General features: G+C 68.2%; 14 protein-coding genes, 2 rRNA genes and 1 riboswitch. Of the genes, 3 read left to right on the top strand and 13 right to left on the bottom strand.

Features of this window, described 5'->3' with window-relative positions; genetic code table 11:
* Positions 1-4 precede the first annotated feature (4 nt).
* Positions 5-117, top strand: a 5S ribosomal RNA gene (rrf, locus tag FG94_RS19520).
* A gap of 173 nt (positions 118-290) precedes the next feature.
* Complete coding sequence (locus tag FG94_RS19515; protein WP_036215120.1) at positions 291-1,598, top strand: metallophosphoesterase; 1,308 nt, start codon at positions 291-293, stop codon at positions 1,596-1,598.
* Here the strand turns inward: FG94_RS19515 and FG94_RS19510 are convergent.
* From FG94_RS19510 to cobT, 13 genes are all read right to left on the bottom strand, one after another.
* Positions 1,592-3,067, bottom strand: coding sequence for a cobyric acid synthase (locus tag FG94_RS19510; protein ID WP_036215117.1), 1,476 nt, complete (start codon positions 3,065-3,067; stop codon positions 1,592-1,594). The genes FG94_RS19515 and FG94_RS19510 overlap by 7 nt on opposite strands.
* Positions 3,064-3,933, bottom strand: a complete 870-nt coding sequence (locus tag FG94_RS19505) for a cobalamin-binding protein (RefSeq protein WP_036215114.1) — start codon at positions 3,931-3,933, stop codon at positions 3,064-3,066. The genes FG94_RS19510 and FG94_RS19505 overlap by 4 nt, the downstream gene beginning before the upstream one ends.
* Positions 3,930-4,910, bottom strand: a complete 981-nt coding sequence (gene cobD, locus FG94_RS19500; RefSeq protein ID WP_036215111.1) for a threonine-phosphate decarboxylase CobD — start codon at positions 4,908-4,910, stop codon at positions 3,930-3,932. The genes FG94_RS19505 and cobD overlap by 4 nt, the downstream gene beginning before the upstream one ends.
* Complete coding sequence (gene cbiB, locus FG94_RS19495; protein ID WP_036215109.1) at positions 4,903-5,847, bottom strand: adenosylcobinamide-phosphate synthase CbiB; 945 nt, start codon at positions 5,845-5,847, stop codon at positions 4,903-4,905. The genes cobD and cbiB overlap by 8 nt, the downstream gene beginning before the upstream one ends.
* Complete coding sequence (gene cobU / locus FG94_RS19490) at positions 5,841-6,401, bottom strand: bifunctional adenosylcobinamide kinase/adenosylcobinamide-phosphate guanylyltransferase (protein WP_036215107.1); 561 nt, start codon at positions 6,399-6,401, stop codon at positions 5,841-5,843. The genes cbiB and cobU overlap by 7 nt, the downstream gene beginning before the upstream one ends.
* Complete coding sequence (locus FG94_RS19485; RefSeq protein WP_036215105.1) at positions 6,398-7,705, bottom strand: cobyrinate a,c-diamide synthase; 1,308 nt, start codon at positions 7,703-7,705, stop codon at positions 6,398-6,400. Before FG94_RS19485 ends, cobU begins: the two co-directional genes overlap by 4 nt.
* Entirely contained in the window at positions 7,699-8,325 is a 627-nt protein-coding gene (gene cobO, locus FG94_RS19480) for a cob(I)yrinic acid a,c-diamide adenosyltransferase (protein WP_036215104.1), read from the bottom strand. The genes FG94_RS19485 and cobO overlap by 7 nt, the downstream gene beginning before the upstream one ends.
* Positions 8,322-9,095, bottom strand: a complete 774-nt coding sequence (locus FG94_RS19475; RefSeq protein ID WP_036215101.1) for an ABC transporter ATP-binding protein — start codon at positions 9,093-9,095, stop codon at positions 8,322-8,324. The genes cobO and FG94_RS19475 overlap by 4 nt, the downstream gene beginning before the upstream one ends.
* 1 nt (position 9,096) lies before the next feature.
* A complete protein-coding gene (locus tag FG94_RS19470; RefSeq protein ID WP_036215100.1) occupies positions 9,097-10,116 on the bottom strand; it encodes an iron ABC transporter permease in 1,020 nt (339 codons plus the stop codon).
* Between the two features lie 26 nt (positions 10,117-10,142).
* The gene (locus FG94_RS19465) at positions 10,143-11,975 is read right to left on the bottom strand and encodes a TonB-dependent receptor domain-containing protein (protein WP_036215098.1); all 1,833 of its coding nucleotides are present in this window, start codon (positions 11,973-11,975) and stop codon (positions 10,143-10,145) included.
* A gap of 67 nt (positions 11,976-12,042) precedes the next feature.
* A riboswitch (cobalamin riboswitch) is annotated at positions 12,043-12,276 on the bottom strand.
* 19 nt (positions 12,277-12,295) lie between these two features.
* Positions 12,296-12,829 (bottom strand): histidine phosphatase family protein, encoded by a 534-nt coding sequence (locus FG94_RS19460; RefSeq protein WP_036215096.1) that lies wholly within the window; start codon positions 12,827-12,829, stop codon positions 12,296-12,298.
* A gap of 2 nt (positions 12,830-12,831) precedes the next feature.
* Entirely contained in the window at positions 12,832-13,611 is a 780-nt protein-coding gene (locus FG94_RS19455; protein ID WP_036215095.1) for an adenosylcobinamide-GDP ribazoletransferase, read from the bottom strand.
* A 4-nt stretch (positions 13,612-13,615) separates the two neighbouring features.
* Entirely contained in the window at positions 13,616-14,650 is a 1,035-nt protein-coding gene (gene cobT, locus FG94_RS19450) for a nicotinate-nucleotide--dimethylbenzimidazole phosphoribosyltransferase (protein ID WP_036215094.1), read from the bottom strand.
* A gap of 429 nt (positions 14,651-15,079) precedes the next feature.
* On the opposite strand from cobT, the gene FG94_RS19445 reads away from it, so the two are divergent.
* Positions 15,080-15,291 (top strand): 16S ribosomal RNA (locus tag FG94_RS19445); the annotation flags it as partial.

Below are 15,291 nucleotides of genomic sequence, written 5' to 3'. Positions count from 1 at the left end.
AAAGCCTGATGACCATAGCAAGTCGGTCCCACCCCTTCCCATCCCGAACAGGACCGTGAAACGACTTTGCGCCGATGATAGTGCTGCAACCAGTGTGAAAGTAGGTTATCGTCAGGCTAGTTATATGCAAAGCCCGCTCAGTTAAGTCTGAGCGGGCTTTTTGCTTTTCTTCCCCCTTCCTATCCTTCCCGCATGTAATGACGCATTTGCCGCTCATTGGCATAAAGACGTCGTCATCTACAACTATTGCTACGCTACACTTCTTGTTTTCTTGATTACTCGAAATAACAATGAAGAAGACGCGCAGCTATCTTTTCCGCGGTATCGGCGCCGCCGCTGTCCTGCTCCTGGCCGCCTTTGGCATCGCCCTGTCCAACGCGAGCGTCGAGTTGACCGAGCACGGCGCCCACCGGCGTCTTCTGGTGCCGATCGGAGTCGGTATGGCAGGCTTCAATACCTTTGCGGGAACCGGCGACAAGGTCCACATCCCGGGCTTCCTCGACGGCCCGGTCGTGCGCAGGAAGGCGGACGGCAGCTGGACGGCCACCTGGTTCTGCGAACACCAGGTGCAGCAACTGGCTGGTACCGGTACGGATCTCGCCATCGACTGCGCCGGAAAACGCAGCGTGTTCCCGGTTGCGCGCACGCCGGCGGTGGCGGATGCCGTGTTCGATACCCCATCCGACACGCTCATCCTCAGCGACATCGAAGGCAATCTTCGCTTCCTCGACGCTGCGCTCACCTCCCTGGCCGTCACCGATGCGCAGGGCAACTGGAGTTATGGCGACAAGCACCTGGTGATCGCCGGCGATGCCGTCGACCGCGGCCGCGACGTGTTTGCCGTCCTGTGGCGTCTCTACGCGCTCAGCCTGCAGGCGAAGGATGCCGGCGGCGCCGTCCACCTCGTGCTCGGGAACCATGAACAATATCTGCTGCGCGGGAATACCTCACGCGCCAACCGCGACCACCTGTATGCCTTGACGCGCATGGGCGGTCAGGTCGACGCCTTCGGGCCGGACACGCTGATCGGCCATTGGCTGCGCCTGCAGCCCGTCATCATCAAGAGCGGGCGCACCGTGATCACCCATGGCGGCGTGAATCCGCTGGTGGCCGATGCCGGCTTCACCGTCAACAAGCTGAATAGCGCGATGCGGCGTTACTGGCTGGGGGACATGCCGAGCAAAGCGGAGCTCGACGCCGTGATCGGCCCCGCAGGGCTGACCCAGTACCGCGGCTACGTGGAGGACGGCGAGGACCGCTTCGCCCGTGCGACGGCAGCCCAGGTCGGCGACGTGCTTGCCCACTTCGGTGCGACGTCGATCGTCGTCGGCCATACCCTGGTTGAGCGTGTGACGGCGCTGCACGAAGGCAGGGTATGGGCCATCGACGTCAACAGCAACACGGCGCGGCCCGAAGCGCTCCTGATCAGCAATGGCGATCCCATCGTGGTGCCGACCGGGGCCGCGCGGCAGCTGGAGGAACAGGGCGGGCAGCGCCTGACCCGTCCCTTCAAGCTGTTCGCGGCAAGCGACCTCGCCATGCTCAAGCAAATGGTGATGTCGCACTACGCGCTGTCGCAGATTCCCCAGCCTTACTGAGGCCCGGCGCCCGGCGGCAGCACCGCCAGCAGCCTGTCGAGGACAGGCGCCGTCGCGTCGGCGATGCGGTCGATGCTCTGTTCGCGCAGGAGCGCGGTATCGACCACCCGGCTGGAGTGCAGCCCGGCCCAGGCCAGCAGCGCGGCACCGGCTTCGGGATGATCGAACACCCCGTGCAGGTAGGTGCCCAGCACCTGACCGTCACCGGAACACGCTCCTTCGCTGCGGCCGTCGATCACGAAGGCGGGCCGCTCCAAGGCTGCGCCCGTGGAGACGCCCATGTGGATCTCATACCCCCGCAGGCCGAACGGAGCTCCTCCGCCCATGCTTGCCTGCCCGCTGACCTGCGCCAGCCGCTTGTCCTGCGCCAGTTCGGTGTCGACCTCGAGCAATTCCAGCCCTTCCGACACGCCCGGCTCTGCTTCCACCCCGTGCGGATCGGCGACCGAACGGCCGAGCATCTGGAAGCCGCCGCAGATCCCGATGACTTTGCCGCCATAGCGCAGGTGCCGCGCCAGATGGGCAGGCCAGCCCTGCGCCCGCAGCCAGGCGAGGTCGCCGCGCGTGTTCTTGCTGCCCGGGAGGATGATGAGGTCCGCCGGTGGAATCGCCTCGCCGGCGCGCACGAAGCGCAGGTCCACGTCCGGATGCGCACGCAGCGCATCGAAGTCGGTATGGTTGCTCATGCGCGGCAGGCTCGGGACCACGATGCGAAAGCTCCCCTTGCCGGACTGCGCCGGCTGCACCGCGTCTTCCGCATCGAGGTACATGCCGTGCAGGTAGGGCAAGACGCCCAGCACCGGTTTGCCGGTCTGTTCCTCCAGCCACTCCAGGCCGGGCTCGAGCAGCTTGATGTCGCCGCGGAAGCGGTTGATGACGAAGCCGACGATCCGCCTGCGCTCCGACGCCGACAGGCAGGACAGCGTGCCGACGATGTGGGCGAACACGCCGCCGCGGTCGATGTCCGCCACCAGGATGACCGGGCAGTCGACCGCCTCCGCGAATCCCATGTTCGCGATGTCGCGGTCGCGCAGGTTGATCTCGGCCGGGCTGCCCGCGCCTTCGACCACCACCGCTTCGTACTGCGACAGCAGGCGCGCATGCGATTCCAGCACCGCCGCCATGGCCACGGTCTTGTACTGGTGGTAGTCGCGCGCGTTCATTTCGGCACGCACGCGGCCATGGATGATCACCTGGGCGCCGGTATCGCTGGAGGGCTTGAGCAGGACCGGGTTCATGTCGGTATGCGGCTCGACGCCGGCTGCGATCGCCTGCAAGGCCTGGGCGCGGCCGATCTCGCCGCCGTCGCTCGTGACCGCGCTGTTGAGCGCCATGTTCTGCGGCTTGAACGGCGCCACCTGCAGGCCGCGGCGCCGCAAGAGCCGGCACAGGGCGGCGACCACGGTGCTCTTGCCGGCATCCGAGGTCGTTCCCTGCACCATCAGGGTACGGAAGGGCAGGGCGCTCATCGGCTGCGGCGCTGGCGGGCCAGCTCGAGCTTCTCGCACAGGACGGCGGTCCCGGCGATCATGCGCGGACCGGCGCGGTTGAGCAGGTTGCCGTCGACCGTGAACAGGTTGTCCTTGCGGGTCGCCGTCAAGCTCGCATACGGCTTCCACAGGTTGACGCCGCCGTAGTTCTTCTCGGCGGTGCCGAACACCGCTTCCGGATCGGCCTGCAGCACGCTCTCGATCGACACGATTGGCGCGGTCACCGTCAGCTTGTCGAAGATGTTCTCGCCGCCGCACAGGCGCAGCGCGTCGGTGATGATGTGCCGGCCACTGAGCGTGTACAGCGGCTTGTCCCATACCTGGTAGAAGGTGCGCACGGTCGGGCGGCCGGCATAGCGGCTGCGCAGGCTGGCCAGCTGCCGGCGCAGTTCCGCCGCGGCCGGATCGGCCACCGCCTGGGTGCCCATCAGCTGGCCGAGGCGCGCGACGTTGTCCGGAATGCCTTCCAGCTTCTGCGGGTCGCTCAGGAAGACCGGCACGCCCAGCTTGCGCACCATCTCGATCTGCCGCTCCGAATTGTTGTGCATCCAGGCCACGATCAGGTCCGGCTTCATGCTGATGACGCGTTCCATGTCGATCTCGCGGTTCGAGCCGATGCGCGGGATGCTCTTGGCGGCTTCGGGATAGTCGCTGTAGTTGACCGCGCCCACGATGCGGCTGCCTCCGCCCGCCGCGAACAGGGTTTCCGTCACGTGTGGCGCCATCGAGATCACCCGCATCGCCGGCTTGTCGAGCGTGACCGCATTGCCCGCGTCGTCATGCACCGTCACCGCGCCCACGGCCGGCGCAAGCAGCGCCGTTGCCAGGACCATCATCAGTCTCATCCATTGCTCCATTCTTGAAGTGCCTTGTCGAGACGCCGCCATCCCGCTTCGTCCGCCGGCAGGCCGATCCGGATGCCGCGCCCGGCCTCGCGGAACAGGCGGCACCAGATGCCACGCTCCGCCATATGCGTGTGGAAGGCCTCCGGCTGCGCCTCTGCCCACCAGTGGAACAGCGGCGTGCCTTCCGCCCGGATGCCATGCGTCGCCAAGAGGGCGCGCATGCGCTGGCCGGACGCCTGCAGCTGTGCGGAAGTCCGCCGCTGCCAGTCGAGGTCGCGCAGCGCCTGCCCGGCCACCGCCTGTGCCGGACCGCTGACGGCCCATGGCCCCAGCAGGTCGTCGAGCGCGCGCAGCGTGGCGGTGCCGGCGCCGACGAATCCCAGCCGCAGCCCGGCCAGGCCAAAGAACTTGCCGACCGAGCGCAGGACGATCAGTCCGGGCTGGCCCGCATGGGCGGCGACGCTCAGCGCCGGATCGGTGTCGCCGAAGGCCTCGTCGACCACCAGCCAGCCGCCGCGCTTTCCCAAGCGCGCGGCCCAGTCCAGCAGGCGCTCGGGCCTGATGGTCTCGCCGGTAGGATTGTTGGGATTGACCACCACCACGACGTCGCTGCCGTCGATCGCGCAGTCCAGCTCCGCATAGGAGGCAAGGCGCAATACGTGCCCCTGCTGCCGCCAGGCATGCGCGTGCTCGGCATACGAGGGACTCGATACCGTGACCCGCGAGCGTGCGCGCAGCCGGGGAAGCGCCTGGATCGCGGCCTGGGTACCGGCGACCGGCAACAGGGCAGGCGCCCCGTAATAAGCGCAGGCCGCGGCGGCCAGCGCCGGATCCGGCTCGGGCAGGCGGTGCCAGGCATCGGCAGGCAGGGTGGGCGCGGGATAGCCGTGCGGATTGATACCGGTCGACAGGTCGATCCAGTCGTCACGCCCGTACAGCCGCGCGGCCTCGCGCAGCTTGCCGCCGTGTTCAAGCATGCTGCCTCCATACCAGGATAATGAGCGCCGCCGCGCAGGCCAGGCCGAGCCAGAGCAGGGTTGTATGCAGCACCAGCCGCCATGCGCGCACGATGTCGCTTGCGGTGGCCTTGGGACCGGCGCCGAGCGGCGGACGCTGCTCCAGCTGTCCGTCGTAGACAGCGGCGCCGCCGAGCGAGACGCCGAGCGCACCGGCGCCGCTTGCCATCACCGGCCCGGCGTTCGGGCTGCTCCAGGCGGGCGCCTGGGTGCGCCAGCATTGCCAGGCACGTGCGCGTCCGGCGCCTGCCAGCACGACGTAGGACAGCGCGGTCAGCCGCGCCGGCACATAGTTGAGCGCGTCGTCGATGCGCGCCGCGGCACGGCCGAACAGGTTGAAACGCGCGTTCCGGTAGCCCCACATCGCATCGAGCGTGTTCGCCAGCCGGAACAGGACGGCGCCGGCGCCACCCGCCACCAGGAACCAGAACAGGGTGCCGAACACCGCATCGTTGCCGTTCTCGAGCAGCGACTCGGCGCCGGCTTTTGCCAGGTCGGCTTCGTCCGCCTGATGGGTATCGCGGCTGACGGTCCAGGACGTGCGGGCGCGCGCGGTGTCCAGGTCGCCGGCACGCAGCGCGTCGACGATCGGCATCGTATGGTCGCGCAGGCTGCGCAGCCCGATGCAGGCGTACAGGAGAAGGGCGTGCAGCCACAGCCCGGCATGCGCCGCCGCCAGCCAGACCAGCAGGCTCAAGGGCAGCACGGCCAGCAGCCAGGCCAACAGTCCACGCAGGAAGGGCAGGGCGCCGCGGTTCAGGCGGCGCTCGATGGCTTGCGCGAGCTGGCCGAAGCCGACCAGCGGGTGCCAGCGCCGCGGCTCGCCCAGCAGCAGGTCGAGCAGGACGCCCGCCGCCAGCAGGCCGGCCAGCTGCGGCAGCGACAGCCCGCTCAGCATGCGGCGCCCTTCAGCACCAGCGGCAGTCCGGCCGCCACCAACATCGCGCGGTCGGCGTGCGCGGCCACCGCCTGGTTCAGCCAGCCCGCTTCGTCGGCAAAGCAGCGCGACACCGCGCCCCAGGGCACGATGCCCATGCCGACTTCGTTGGAGACGAACACGATCTCTCCTTCGGTGCCGGCATCGAGAAAGTCCAGCAGCGCCGCGCGCTCCTGGTGAAAGCGTTCCGGCAGCGCCACCTCGCCGACCTCCGGCCATGCGCGGCCGTCGCAGAACATCAGGTTGCTCAGCCACAGCGTCAGGCAGTCGACCAGCACCAGGCGTCCCGGCCTGCAATGCTCCCTCAGCACGGCCGCCAGCCCCAGTTCTTCCTCGACTGTATGCCAATGGGCAGGGCGGCGGGTGCGGTGGTGGGCAATGCGCGCCGCCATTTCGGCATCGCCGGCGCGCGAGGTGGCCACGTAGACGACTTCCTTGCCGGATGCATGGGCCAGACGCTCGGCGTAGGCGCTCTTGCCGGAGCGTGCGCCGCCCAGCACCAGGGTGGTGCTCATGGCTTACCCCCGCCGAGCAGCGCGGCCACGGCGGGCGGGTTGGACGGGAAGTAGGCGTGGAAGTAGGAGGCGGTGAGCGAACCGATGCGATACACGGCTTCGCCCTGTGCGCCGTTGCCGGTCTTGACGGTATGCGCCTGCGCCGGCGCCGCGGTCTCCAGGCGCGAATAGTGGAAGCTGTGGCCGCGCACCGGTCCCTGGTCGGTCGGCATGGCATGTGCGCCGAGGCCGGCCAGGCGCGGCTGCATGTGCACTTCGCCCGGCAGCAGCCCCACCATGGGCCAGCGCTGCCCTTCCTGGTCGGTGAGCCCGTCGGCGAGCACCATCATGCCGCCGCATTCGGCCAGGATCGGCACGCCACGTGCATGGGTCGCGCGGATCGACGATTGCCAGTTGGCGGCCTGCGCCAGCTCTGCGCAGTGCAGCTCCGGATAGCCGCCCGGCAGGAAGACGGCGTCGGCGTCGCCGGGCACCGCTTCATCTCTAAGGGGCGAGAAGTAGCGCAGGCGGGCTCCCATCTTTTCGAGCAGGTCCAGGTTGGCGGGGTAGAGAAAGCAGAAGGCCGGGTCGCGGGCGATGGCGACGACCCGTCCGTCCAGCAGGCGCTCGACCTCCTGCCACTCGGGCGCGGACTGCGCCATGAGAGGCAGGGCGTTCCAGGCATCCTCGTTGAAGCGCAGGCCGTCCGCCAGTTTGTCGAGCAGGGCGTCCAGCCCCTCGACTTCGCCGGGCAGGACCAGGCCCAGGTGGCGCTCCGGCAGCGGCGTGTCCTGGCGCGCCAGCCAGCCCAGCAGCGCAATGTCGCGCAGCGACGAGGCCACCATGTTCGCATGGCCTTCGCTGGCGATGCGGTTGGCCACCACGCCGGCCAGCTGCACAGGCCCGTAGTCGCGCAGGCCGCGCGCCACCGCGCCCGCGGTCTGGGCCATGGCCGAGGCATCGATCACCGCCAGCACGGGCACGCCGAATTCGCGCGCCAGGTCGGCCGCGGAAGGCGAACCGTCGTACAGGCCCATGACGCCCTCGATCAGGATCGCATCGGCTTCGCGCGCCGCGTCGTGCAGGCGGCGCCGGCATTCCTCGACGCCGACCATCCACAGGTCGAGCGTATGGACCGGCGCGCCCGATGCACGCTCGAGCAGCATCGGGTCGATGAAATCCGGTCCGCACTTGAACACCCGTACGCGCAGGCCCTGGCGCAGCAGCTTGCGCGCGAGCGCGGCGGTAACGCTGGTCTTGCCCTGGCCCGACGACATGGCCGCGACCAGCACGGCGCGCGCCCCCGCATCCCGGTCCATCACCATTCCGTCCCGGCCTGGGCCGCGATGCCCGCCTTGAAGGCGTGCTTGACCACGTTCATCTCGGTGACCGTATCGGCCACCGCCACCAGTTCGGGCGGCGCCGCGCGGCCGGTCACCACCACGTGCTGCATGACGGGACGGTCGAGCAGGTCGGCAATGACCGTGTGCACGTCGAGGTACTTGTACTTGAGCGCGATGTTCAGCTCGTCCAGCACCACCATGCCGTAGGCCGGGTCCTGCAGGAAGCGCCTGGCCTGTTCCCAGGCTTCGCCGGCCTTGGCGATGTCGCGCTCGCGGTCCTGGGTTTCCCAGGTATAGCCTTCGCCCATTGCGTGGAAGCTGACCTCGTCCGGGAAGCGGCGCAGGAATTTTTCCTCGCCGGTCGACATGGCGCCCTTGATGAACTGGACCACGCCGACCTTCATGCCGTGGCCGAGCGCGCGCGTCACCATGCCGAAGGCGCTCGAGCTCTTGCCCTTGCCGTTGCCGGTATTGACGACGATGATGCCGATTTCCTTGTCCGCCGCGGCGATTTTGGCGTCGATGACGGCCTTCTTGCGTTCCATGCGCTGGCGGTGGCGCTCGTTCAATGCAGCGGTCTCTTCTTGGGTCATCTCGTTCATACGCTAGCCTCATGGGGGAGAAATATGCGGCGGCCGCCGTGCTCGATCATCTCGATCGGGTGGCCGAGGTAGTCGCCCAGCAGCGCCGGCCGCATGGTGTCGTCGACCGGGCCGGCCTGCCAGCGGCCGTCGCCCATCAACAGCAGCGCGTGGGTGGAAATGCGGTAGGCGAGGTTCAGGTCGTGGCCGATCATGACCACGGTCTTGCCCTGCTCGCGGCACAGCCCGGCCAGCAGGGCCATGCTGCTGACCTGGTGCGCCAGGTCGAGCGCGTTGGCGGGCTCGTCGAGCAGCAGGAGTTGGGTGTCCTGCGCCAGCAGCGCAGCGATGGCGACCCGCTGGCGCTCGCCGCCGGACAGGGTGCGCACGTCGCGGGCGGCCAGGTCCGCCACTTCCATCGCCTCCAGGGCGTGCATGGCGGCTTGGTGGTCGTCGCTGCCTTCCCAGTAGCGCTCGGCGTGGTAGGGGTGGCGCGCCGACAGCACGGTTTCGATCACGCTGTACGAAAACGCATCGTGGCGCGACTGCGCCAGGAAGGCGCGCTCGCGCGCCAGTTCTTCCGGCGCCCAGGCCTCGAGCGCGCGGCCGCCGACGAATACCGCGCCGGCATCGGGACGATGCAGGCCGGCCAGGGTGCGCAGCAGGGTACTCTTACCGGCGCCGTTGCGGCCGATGATGCTCCAGCATTCGCCGGGGCGGGCGGCCCAGTCGAGCTGCCGCACCAGCAGGCGGCTGCCGGCCTTGAGGTCGAGGTGTTCGGTCCGGATCATCTCACCTCCGCAAACGGTGCAGTTGGTAGAGGAACACCGGCGCGCCGATGATCGCGGTGATCGCGCCGACCGGCAGCTGCTGCGGCGCGATGACGGTGCGCGCCAGCGTGTCGCACAGCACCAGGAAGCTGCCGCCCGCCAGCACCGCCGCCGGAATCAAGACCCGGTGGTCGGGACCAAAGGCGAAGCGGCAGGCGTGCGGGACGATCAGCCCGACGAAGCCGACCGAGCCGGCGCTGGTGACGGCGCTGGCCGTCAGCACGCCGGAAACGAAGAACAGGCCCTTGCGCAGGCTGCCGACGCGGATGCCGAGCGTGGCCGCGGCCTCCGCATGCAGCGCGACCACGTTCATGGCGCGCGCGCTGCGCAGGGCGTACAGCAGGGCGGCGCCGAGAACCATCCACGGCGCCAGGCGCAGTGGCGCGCCGGCCAGGTCGCCGATCATCCAGAAGATCATGCTGCGCAGTCGGCCTTCCGGGGCGATCGACAGCATCAGGGTCACCAGGGCCATGCAGGCCGAGGACAGAATCACGCCGGTGAGCAGCAGCATCGAGGTGCCGGCTTCCAGCGCCAGGCCGCTGCGCAGGTCGCGCCGGGCCAGCAGGTAGAGCAGCATCGACACCCCCACCGCGCCGGCCAGCGCCGCCATGTCGACCACGATGGCGCTGGCCATCAGGAGCAGGGCCAGCAGGGCGCCGACCGAGGCGCCCGCCGAAATGCCGAGCACATAGGGGTCGGCCAGCGGGTTGCGCAGCAGGGCCTGCATCATCACCCCGGCCAGGGCCAGCGCGCCGCCGGTCACGAAGGCCGTCAGCGCGCGGCCGGCGCGCAGCTCGAGCAGCGAGGCGGCCAGCGAGCTTTCGCCTTGCATCAGCTGGCGCAGGGCGTCCGGCATCTCGGCCAGCGGCACGGCGATCGAGCCCGTCATGCCGGAGAACAGCAGGCTGGCGATGGCGCACAGCAGCAGGGCGCCGATGACGAGCATGGCGCGTTGACGCTGTGCTTGTGCGGGGTGATGCATGGTTCTCCTTCTTGGTGGCGTCCTGGTCAGCGGATGCCGTAGCGCAGGCCGGCGAACCAGGTGCGGCCGCTGGTGCCGTAGTAGCGCGCCAGCTCGTACTGCTTGTCGGCGACGTTGTCGAGGCGGACCAGCAGCGATACGTTCGGCGTCACTTGCCAGGTAGTGTACAGGTTGAGCAGGCCGTAACCACCCAGGCGATTGCGGTTGGCGGCATCGTCGAAGCGCTCGCCGGAGAGCTGCAGCTCGGCGCCGGCCTTGAGCACGCCCCAGCTGCTGTCGGCGCTGAAGCTGGCATGCTTCTTCGAGCGGCGCGCCAGCTGCTTGCCGGTGGTGAGGTCCTTCGGATCCTGCCAGTCCAGGCTGCCGCGCAGGTTGATGCCGCTGACGCGCGTCCGGGCCGCCACCGTGACGCCTTCGAGCTGCGCCCGGTTGACGTTGTAGGCGCAGCTGCCGGCACGGCCCGGGCAGGGCGTGGCGGAGACAATCATGTCGGTCAGGCGGTTGCGGAACCAGGTGGCGTCGAACTGCACGTTGCCGGCGTCATAGCGCAAGCCGGCTTCGCGGTTGCGACCCTGTTCCGGACGATTGGTCGGCAGGCCGTAGTTCGGGTAGTACAGCTCGTTGAAGGTCGGCGCGCGGAAGCTGGTGCCGACGCTGGCGGTGGCGCGCAGGCCTGAGCCGAAGTCGTAGCCATAGCCGGCGGCGCCGGTGTTCTTGCTGCCATACACCGACGAACGGTCATGGCGGGCGCTGACATCGAACAGGTGGGCGCCACGCCTGGCCGAATAGACGGCCGCATACGCGTTGGTGCTGCGCGAGCGCGACAGGTCCGCGGTGGAGCTCGATTCCACTTCCTCCTTGCGATGGCTGTAGAGCAGCTGCAGGGTGTCGGGGCCGAGCGCGATGCTGTTCTGCCAGGTCAGCTCGTCCTGCCGGGTGTCGATCTGGCTGGCGCCGGATGGGGCGCTGCTGGTGAAGCTGCCCAGTTTGTCGTCCGAGCGCGCGTATTGGAGGGTGCTGCGCCAGGCGGCGCTGAACTGGCCGGTCGCGTAGACGGCCGCCGTGTTCAGGTCCTGCTCGTTGTGGACGTCGTAGGCGGCGCTGCCGCTGTCGTACTGCGCGCGCAGGTCGCTGTGCAGGAATTGGGCGCCGACTTCGAAGTTCGGGGCCAGCGCATAGGACAGCTGGCCGTTGGCGTTGCGGCGGCGGTAGCCGTCGTCGTCCGGATTGAAACCGAAGGCGCCCGGACGCGTGGCCGAGAAGCCGTCCGACTCTTCATGGCCGGCGCCGAAGGCGTAGCGCAGGCCATTGGCCGCGCCGTGCACGCCGGCGTCGAGCTGGCGCGTTGCATTGCTGCCGGCGCCGACCGAGCCGCTGACGACCGGGCCGCCCTCGCCCTTGCGGGTGAAGATCTGGATCAAGCCGCCGATCGCGTCCGCGCCGTACAGGGTGCTGAGCGGGCCGTAGACGATTTCGATGCGTTCGATGGCGCCGAGCGGCACCGCATTCCAGGCGGCGACGCCGCTGGTGGACGAACCGATGCGTACGCCGTCCAGCAGGACCACGACCCCGTTGCTGTTGGCGCCGCGCAGGAATACGCTGGTCGAGGCGCCGGCGCTGCCGTTGCGGGTGATCTCGATGCCGCGCTGGCGCTGCAGCACGTCGGCCACCGAGCCGGCGCCGGAACGGGCGATCTCGTCGGCGTGGATGACGGTGGTGTCGGCGATCACGTCGACCGCGCGCTGCGGCATGCGGTTGGCGGTGACGAGGACCGAATCGAGGGTTTGGGCGACTGCGGGCGCAGCAAGGGCGAATGCGAGCGACAGCGCGGCCGCAAGCCGTGTTACAGGAAAGTTCATGAATAGCTCAATCAAAAGACAACCAGCCGACGTCCCCGTAGGCCAGATTGATCAGAAGCGCGCCAATGGCACGCTCCCACCTTTTGGCCGGTATCCGGGCTGGCAAGTGTGGCCGTCCGACCTTCCCATGCGTTCGCACAGTGGTCATGGAAGACGGTTTGCCGCGTAGCCCGAACATCGAGCGCGGCACTTGCTTACCGTTGCGGGGGCAGCACACGTTGGCCTTGTTGAAGGGCTTCGTGTTTCCCGTTTAACTGCGGTCGTGGACACGACCGCGGGCACCAAAACGCCGCCATTATACGCAGGGTCGCGCGGCGTTGTCAGTCTTTCAGCACGATGACTTCGCCGTAGCCGATGCGGTGGGCGCTGGCGGCGGCGCCGAACGCGGCCTGTTCGATGCTGCCCCCTAGGTGCAGGGCGGACAGCAGGCGGATCGTGCCGGCGTGGCAGATGACGAGCGCCGCAGGATGCCGCAGCGCCTGGCGGAATGCGGCGACGCGGCGGGCCACCTCGAGCACGTTCTCGCCGCCGCCGGGGCGGTAGTGCAGCAGGTCGGCGGCCCCGGCGTCGACCTCGGCGCGCGGGATGGCGTCCCAGGCGCGCATCTCCCAGGCGCCGAAATCCATCTCGGCCAGGCGGGCATCGAACGTGACGGGGACGTCGAGCGCCGCGGCAAGGGTCGCGCAACGTGCGAGCGGGCTGGCGTAGACGGGGAGTCGCCCGGGCAGGCCGGCCGCACGCAGCGCGGTGGCGACCTGCGTAATCGCTTCGATAGATGTCGAAACGTCGGCGCTGCCGTAGCAGAGGCCGGGCGCGACCTCCGGCTGGGGATGGCGCACCAGGATCAGCTGCATCCTTATGCGAGGGCGCCGTGGCCGAGCGTGGCCAGCACGGCAAGGTAGATGAGGACCTCGGCCAGCTGCTGCACGGCGCCAAGGCAGTCGCCAGTATAGCCGCCGATGCGGCGCGCGAACTTGCGGGCCAGCCACCAGGTCGCAGCGACACCTGCGACGAGTGCGGCAAGCAGGGCGGGCAGGTCGAGCGCGCCGGTCGCGAGCAGGATGGCGGCGGCGATGGCGACCGTGGCGGATGCGATCGTGAATTCGCTTGTCGTCATGCGTTCGGCCAGCGGCTTGGCCTTGCCTTCGGCGCGCGCATACTCCATGCGCCAGATGAGGGACGTGGCCGCGAGGCGCGACAGCGGATGGGCGAGCAGCAGGGCGCCGATGGCGCTGGCTGGCGGCAGCATCGCCAGCGTGCTGCACTTCGCGCCGAGCATGCATACCACGCCGATGGCGCCGTAGGCGCCGACCCGCGAGTCCTTCATGATCTCGAGCACGCGTTCGCGCGTCATTCCGCCGCCGAGGCCATCGCAGGTATCGGCGAAGCCGTCCTCGTGGAAGGCGCCGGTGGCATAGATGGTCGCTGCGGTCGAGAGCACTGCCGCGACCGGGGCGGGAAACACCAGTGCAGCGGCGGCGTACACGCCGGCGGCGATCGCACCCACCACGATGCCGACCAGCGGGAAGTAGCGCGACGCATGGTGCAGCCACTCCTGCTCGAAGCCGACCCAGCGCGGGATCGGCAGGCGCGTGAAGAACTGGACCGCGATGAAGAACAGGCGCAGCTGCTGCATGGTCTTACTGCACGCCGGTGCTGACCTGCGCCGATGCGAAGGTCGCCATCTCGTTCAGGAAGTTGGCGGCCGCATGCAGCAGGGGCAGGGCGAGTGCGCTGCCGGTGCCTTCGCCCAGGCGCAGGCCGAGCTGCAGCAGGGGCTGGGCGCCGAGGGCGTCGAGCATCAGGCGGTGGCCGTTTTCGCTCGATGCGTGGGCAAACACGCAGTAGTCGAGGATCGCCGGCTGCAGGCGGGCGGCTACCAGCAGGGCGCTGGTGACGATGAAACCATCGATCAGCAGCACCTTGCGCAGCTCGGCGGCCTTGAGCATCGCGCCCGTCATCATGGCAATCTCGAAGCCGCCGAAGGTGGCCAGCACGGCGAGCGGGTCGTCGGCCTCGCCATGCTTTTGTACGGCGGCGGCGATGACTTGCTGCTTGCGCCGGATGCCGTCCGACGACAGGCCTGTGCCGGCGCCCACGCATTGCTCCAGCGGCACCCCGGTCAGCTTGTGCATGAGGGCGGCGGCGGCGGTGGTGTTACCGATGCCCATCTCCCCGAAGCCGAGAACGGTGCCGGGCAGGTCGCGCGCCAATGCCATGCCATGCTCCAGCGCGGCCTCGAGCTGCCGGCGCGACATCGCCGGCTCGGCGGCGAAGTTGCGCGTGCCCTTGGCGACTTTGCGGTCGAGCAGGCCGGGACGCACGCCGAAGTCGTGGTTCACGCCTGCATCGACCACATGCAGCGCACAGCCGTTCTGGCGGGCGAATACATTGATGGCGGCGCCGTCGGCCAGGAAGTTCTCGACCATTTGCCAGGTCACGTCCTGCGGATAGGCCGAGACGCCTTCCGCCACGACACCATGGTCGGCCGCACATACCAGGATGGCGGGATCCGCGATCCGGATGCGCGTCGTGCCCTGGATCAGGCCGAGCTGGGCGGCCAGCGTTTCGAGGCGGCCCAGGCTGCCGAGCGGTTTGGTTTTGTTATTGATGGCGTCGAGCAGTGCCTGCGACAGGACGGCATCGGCAGTCGGCGTAATATGGGGAAGGAGCATTGCCGGGGAGATAAGGTGGAAAAAACGCGACGATAACATAGTCACAGGCGTTGTCAGTCCCGCCGCGCTTTGCTATAGTCTCGTTTCTTCGACGCACATCGCAGCTTTCAAAGCAGCGACAGCGAAAGAGAAAAAAGAGGGGCTTGACGATAAACGCAGAACACCGCATAATCTCGCGTCTCTGCTGCTGACGAACACAACGCTTCGTACGGTGCAGCAAGGTAGTACAGAACAACGGTTCTTTAACAATCAACAGTCGATAAGTGTGGGCGTTTGATGAAGGTGCCGCTGACTTTGGTCAGTGATTACTTAAATTATCAAATGTTCACAAAAGTATTAACGTTGCTCAGCAATGAGCGACGGTCAGTATCTTGAGTGAGCGACTCCGCAGCAATGCGGATGACACGAAAGTGTCAACAAACAGAGATTGAACTGAAGAGTTTGATCCTGGCTCAGATTGAACGCTGGCGGCATGCTTTACACATGCAAGTCGAACGGCAGCACGGGCTTCGGCCTGGTGGCGAGTGGCGAACGGGTGAGTAATACATCGGAACGTACCCAGAAGTGGGGGATAACGCAGCGAAAGTTGCGCTAATACCGCATACGTTCTACGGAAGAAAGTGGGGGATCTTCGGACCTCA

The sequence above is a fragment of the Massilia sp. LC238 genome (genome assembly GCF_000735635.1).
GTDB lineage: Bacteria > Pseudomonadota > Gammaproteobacteria > Burkholderiales > Burkholderiaceae_D > Telluria > Telluria varians.
The sequence above is the reverse complement of the archived record's forward strand: the minus strand, read 5'-3'. Positions and strand labels throughout refer to the sequence as shown.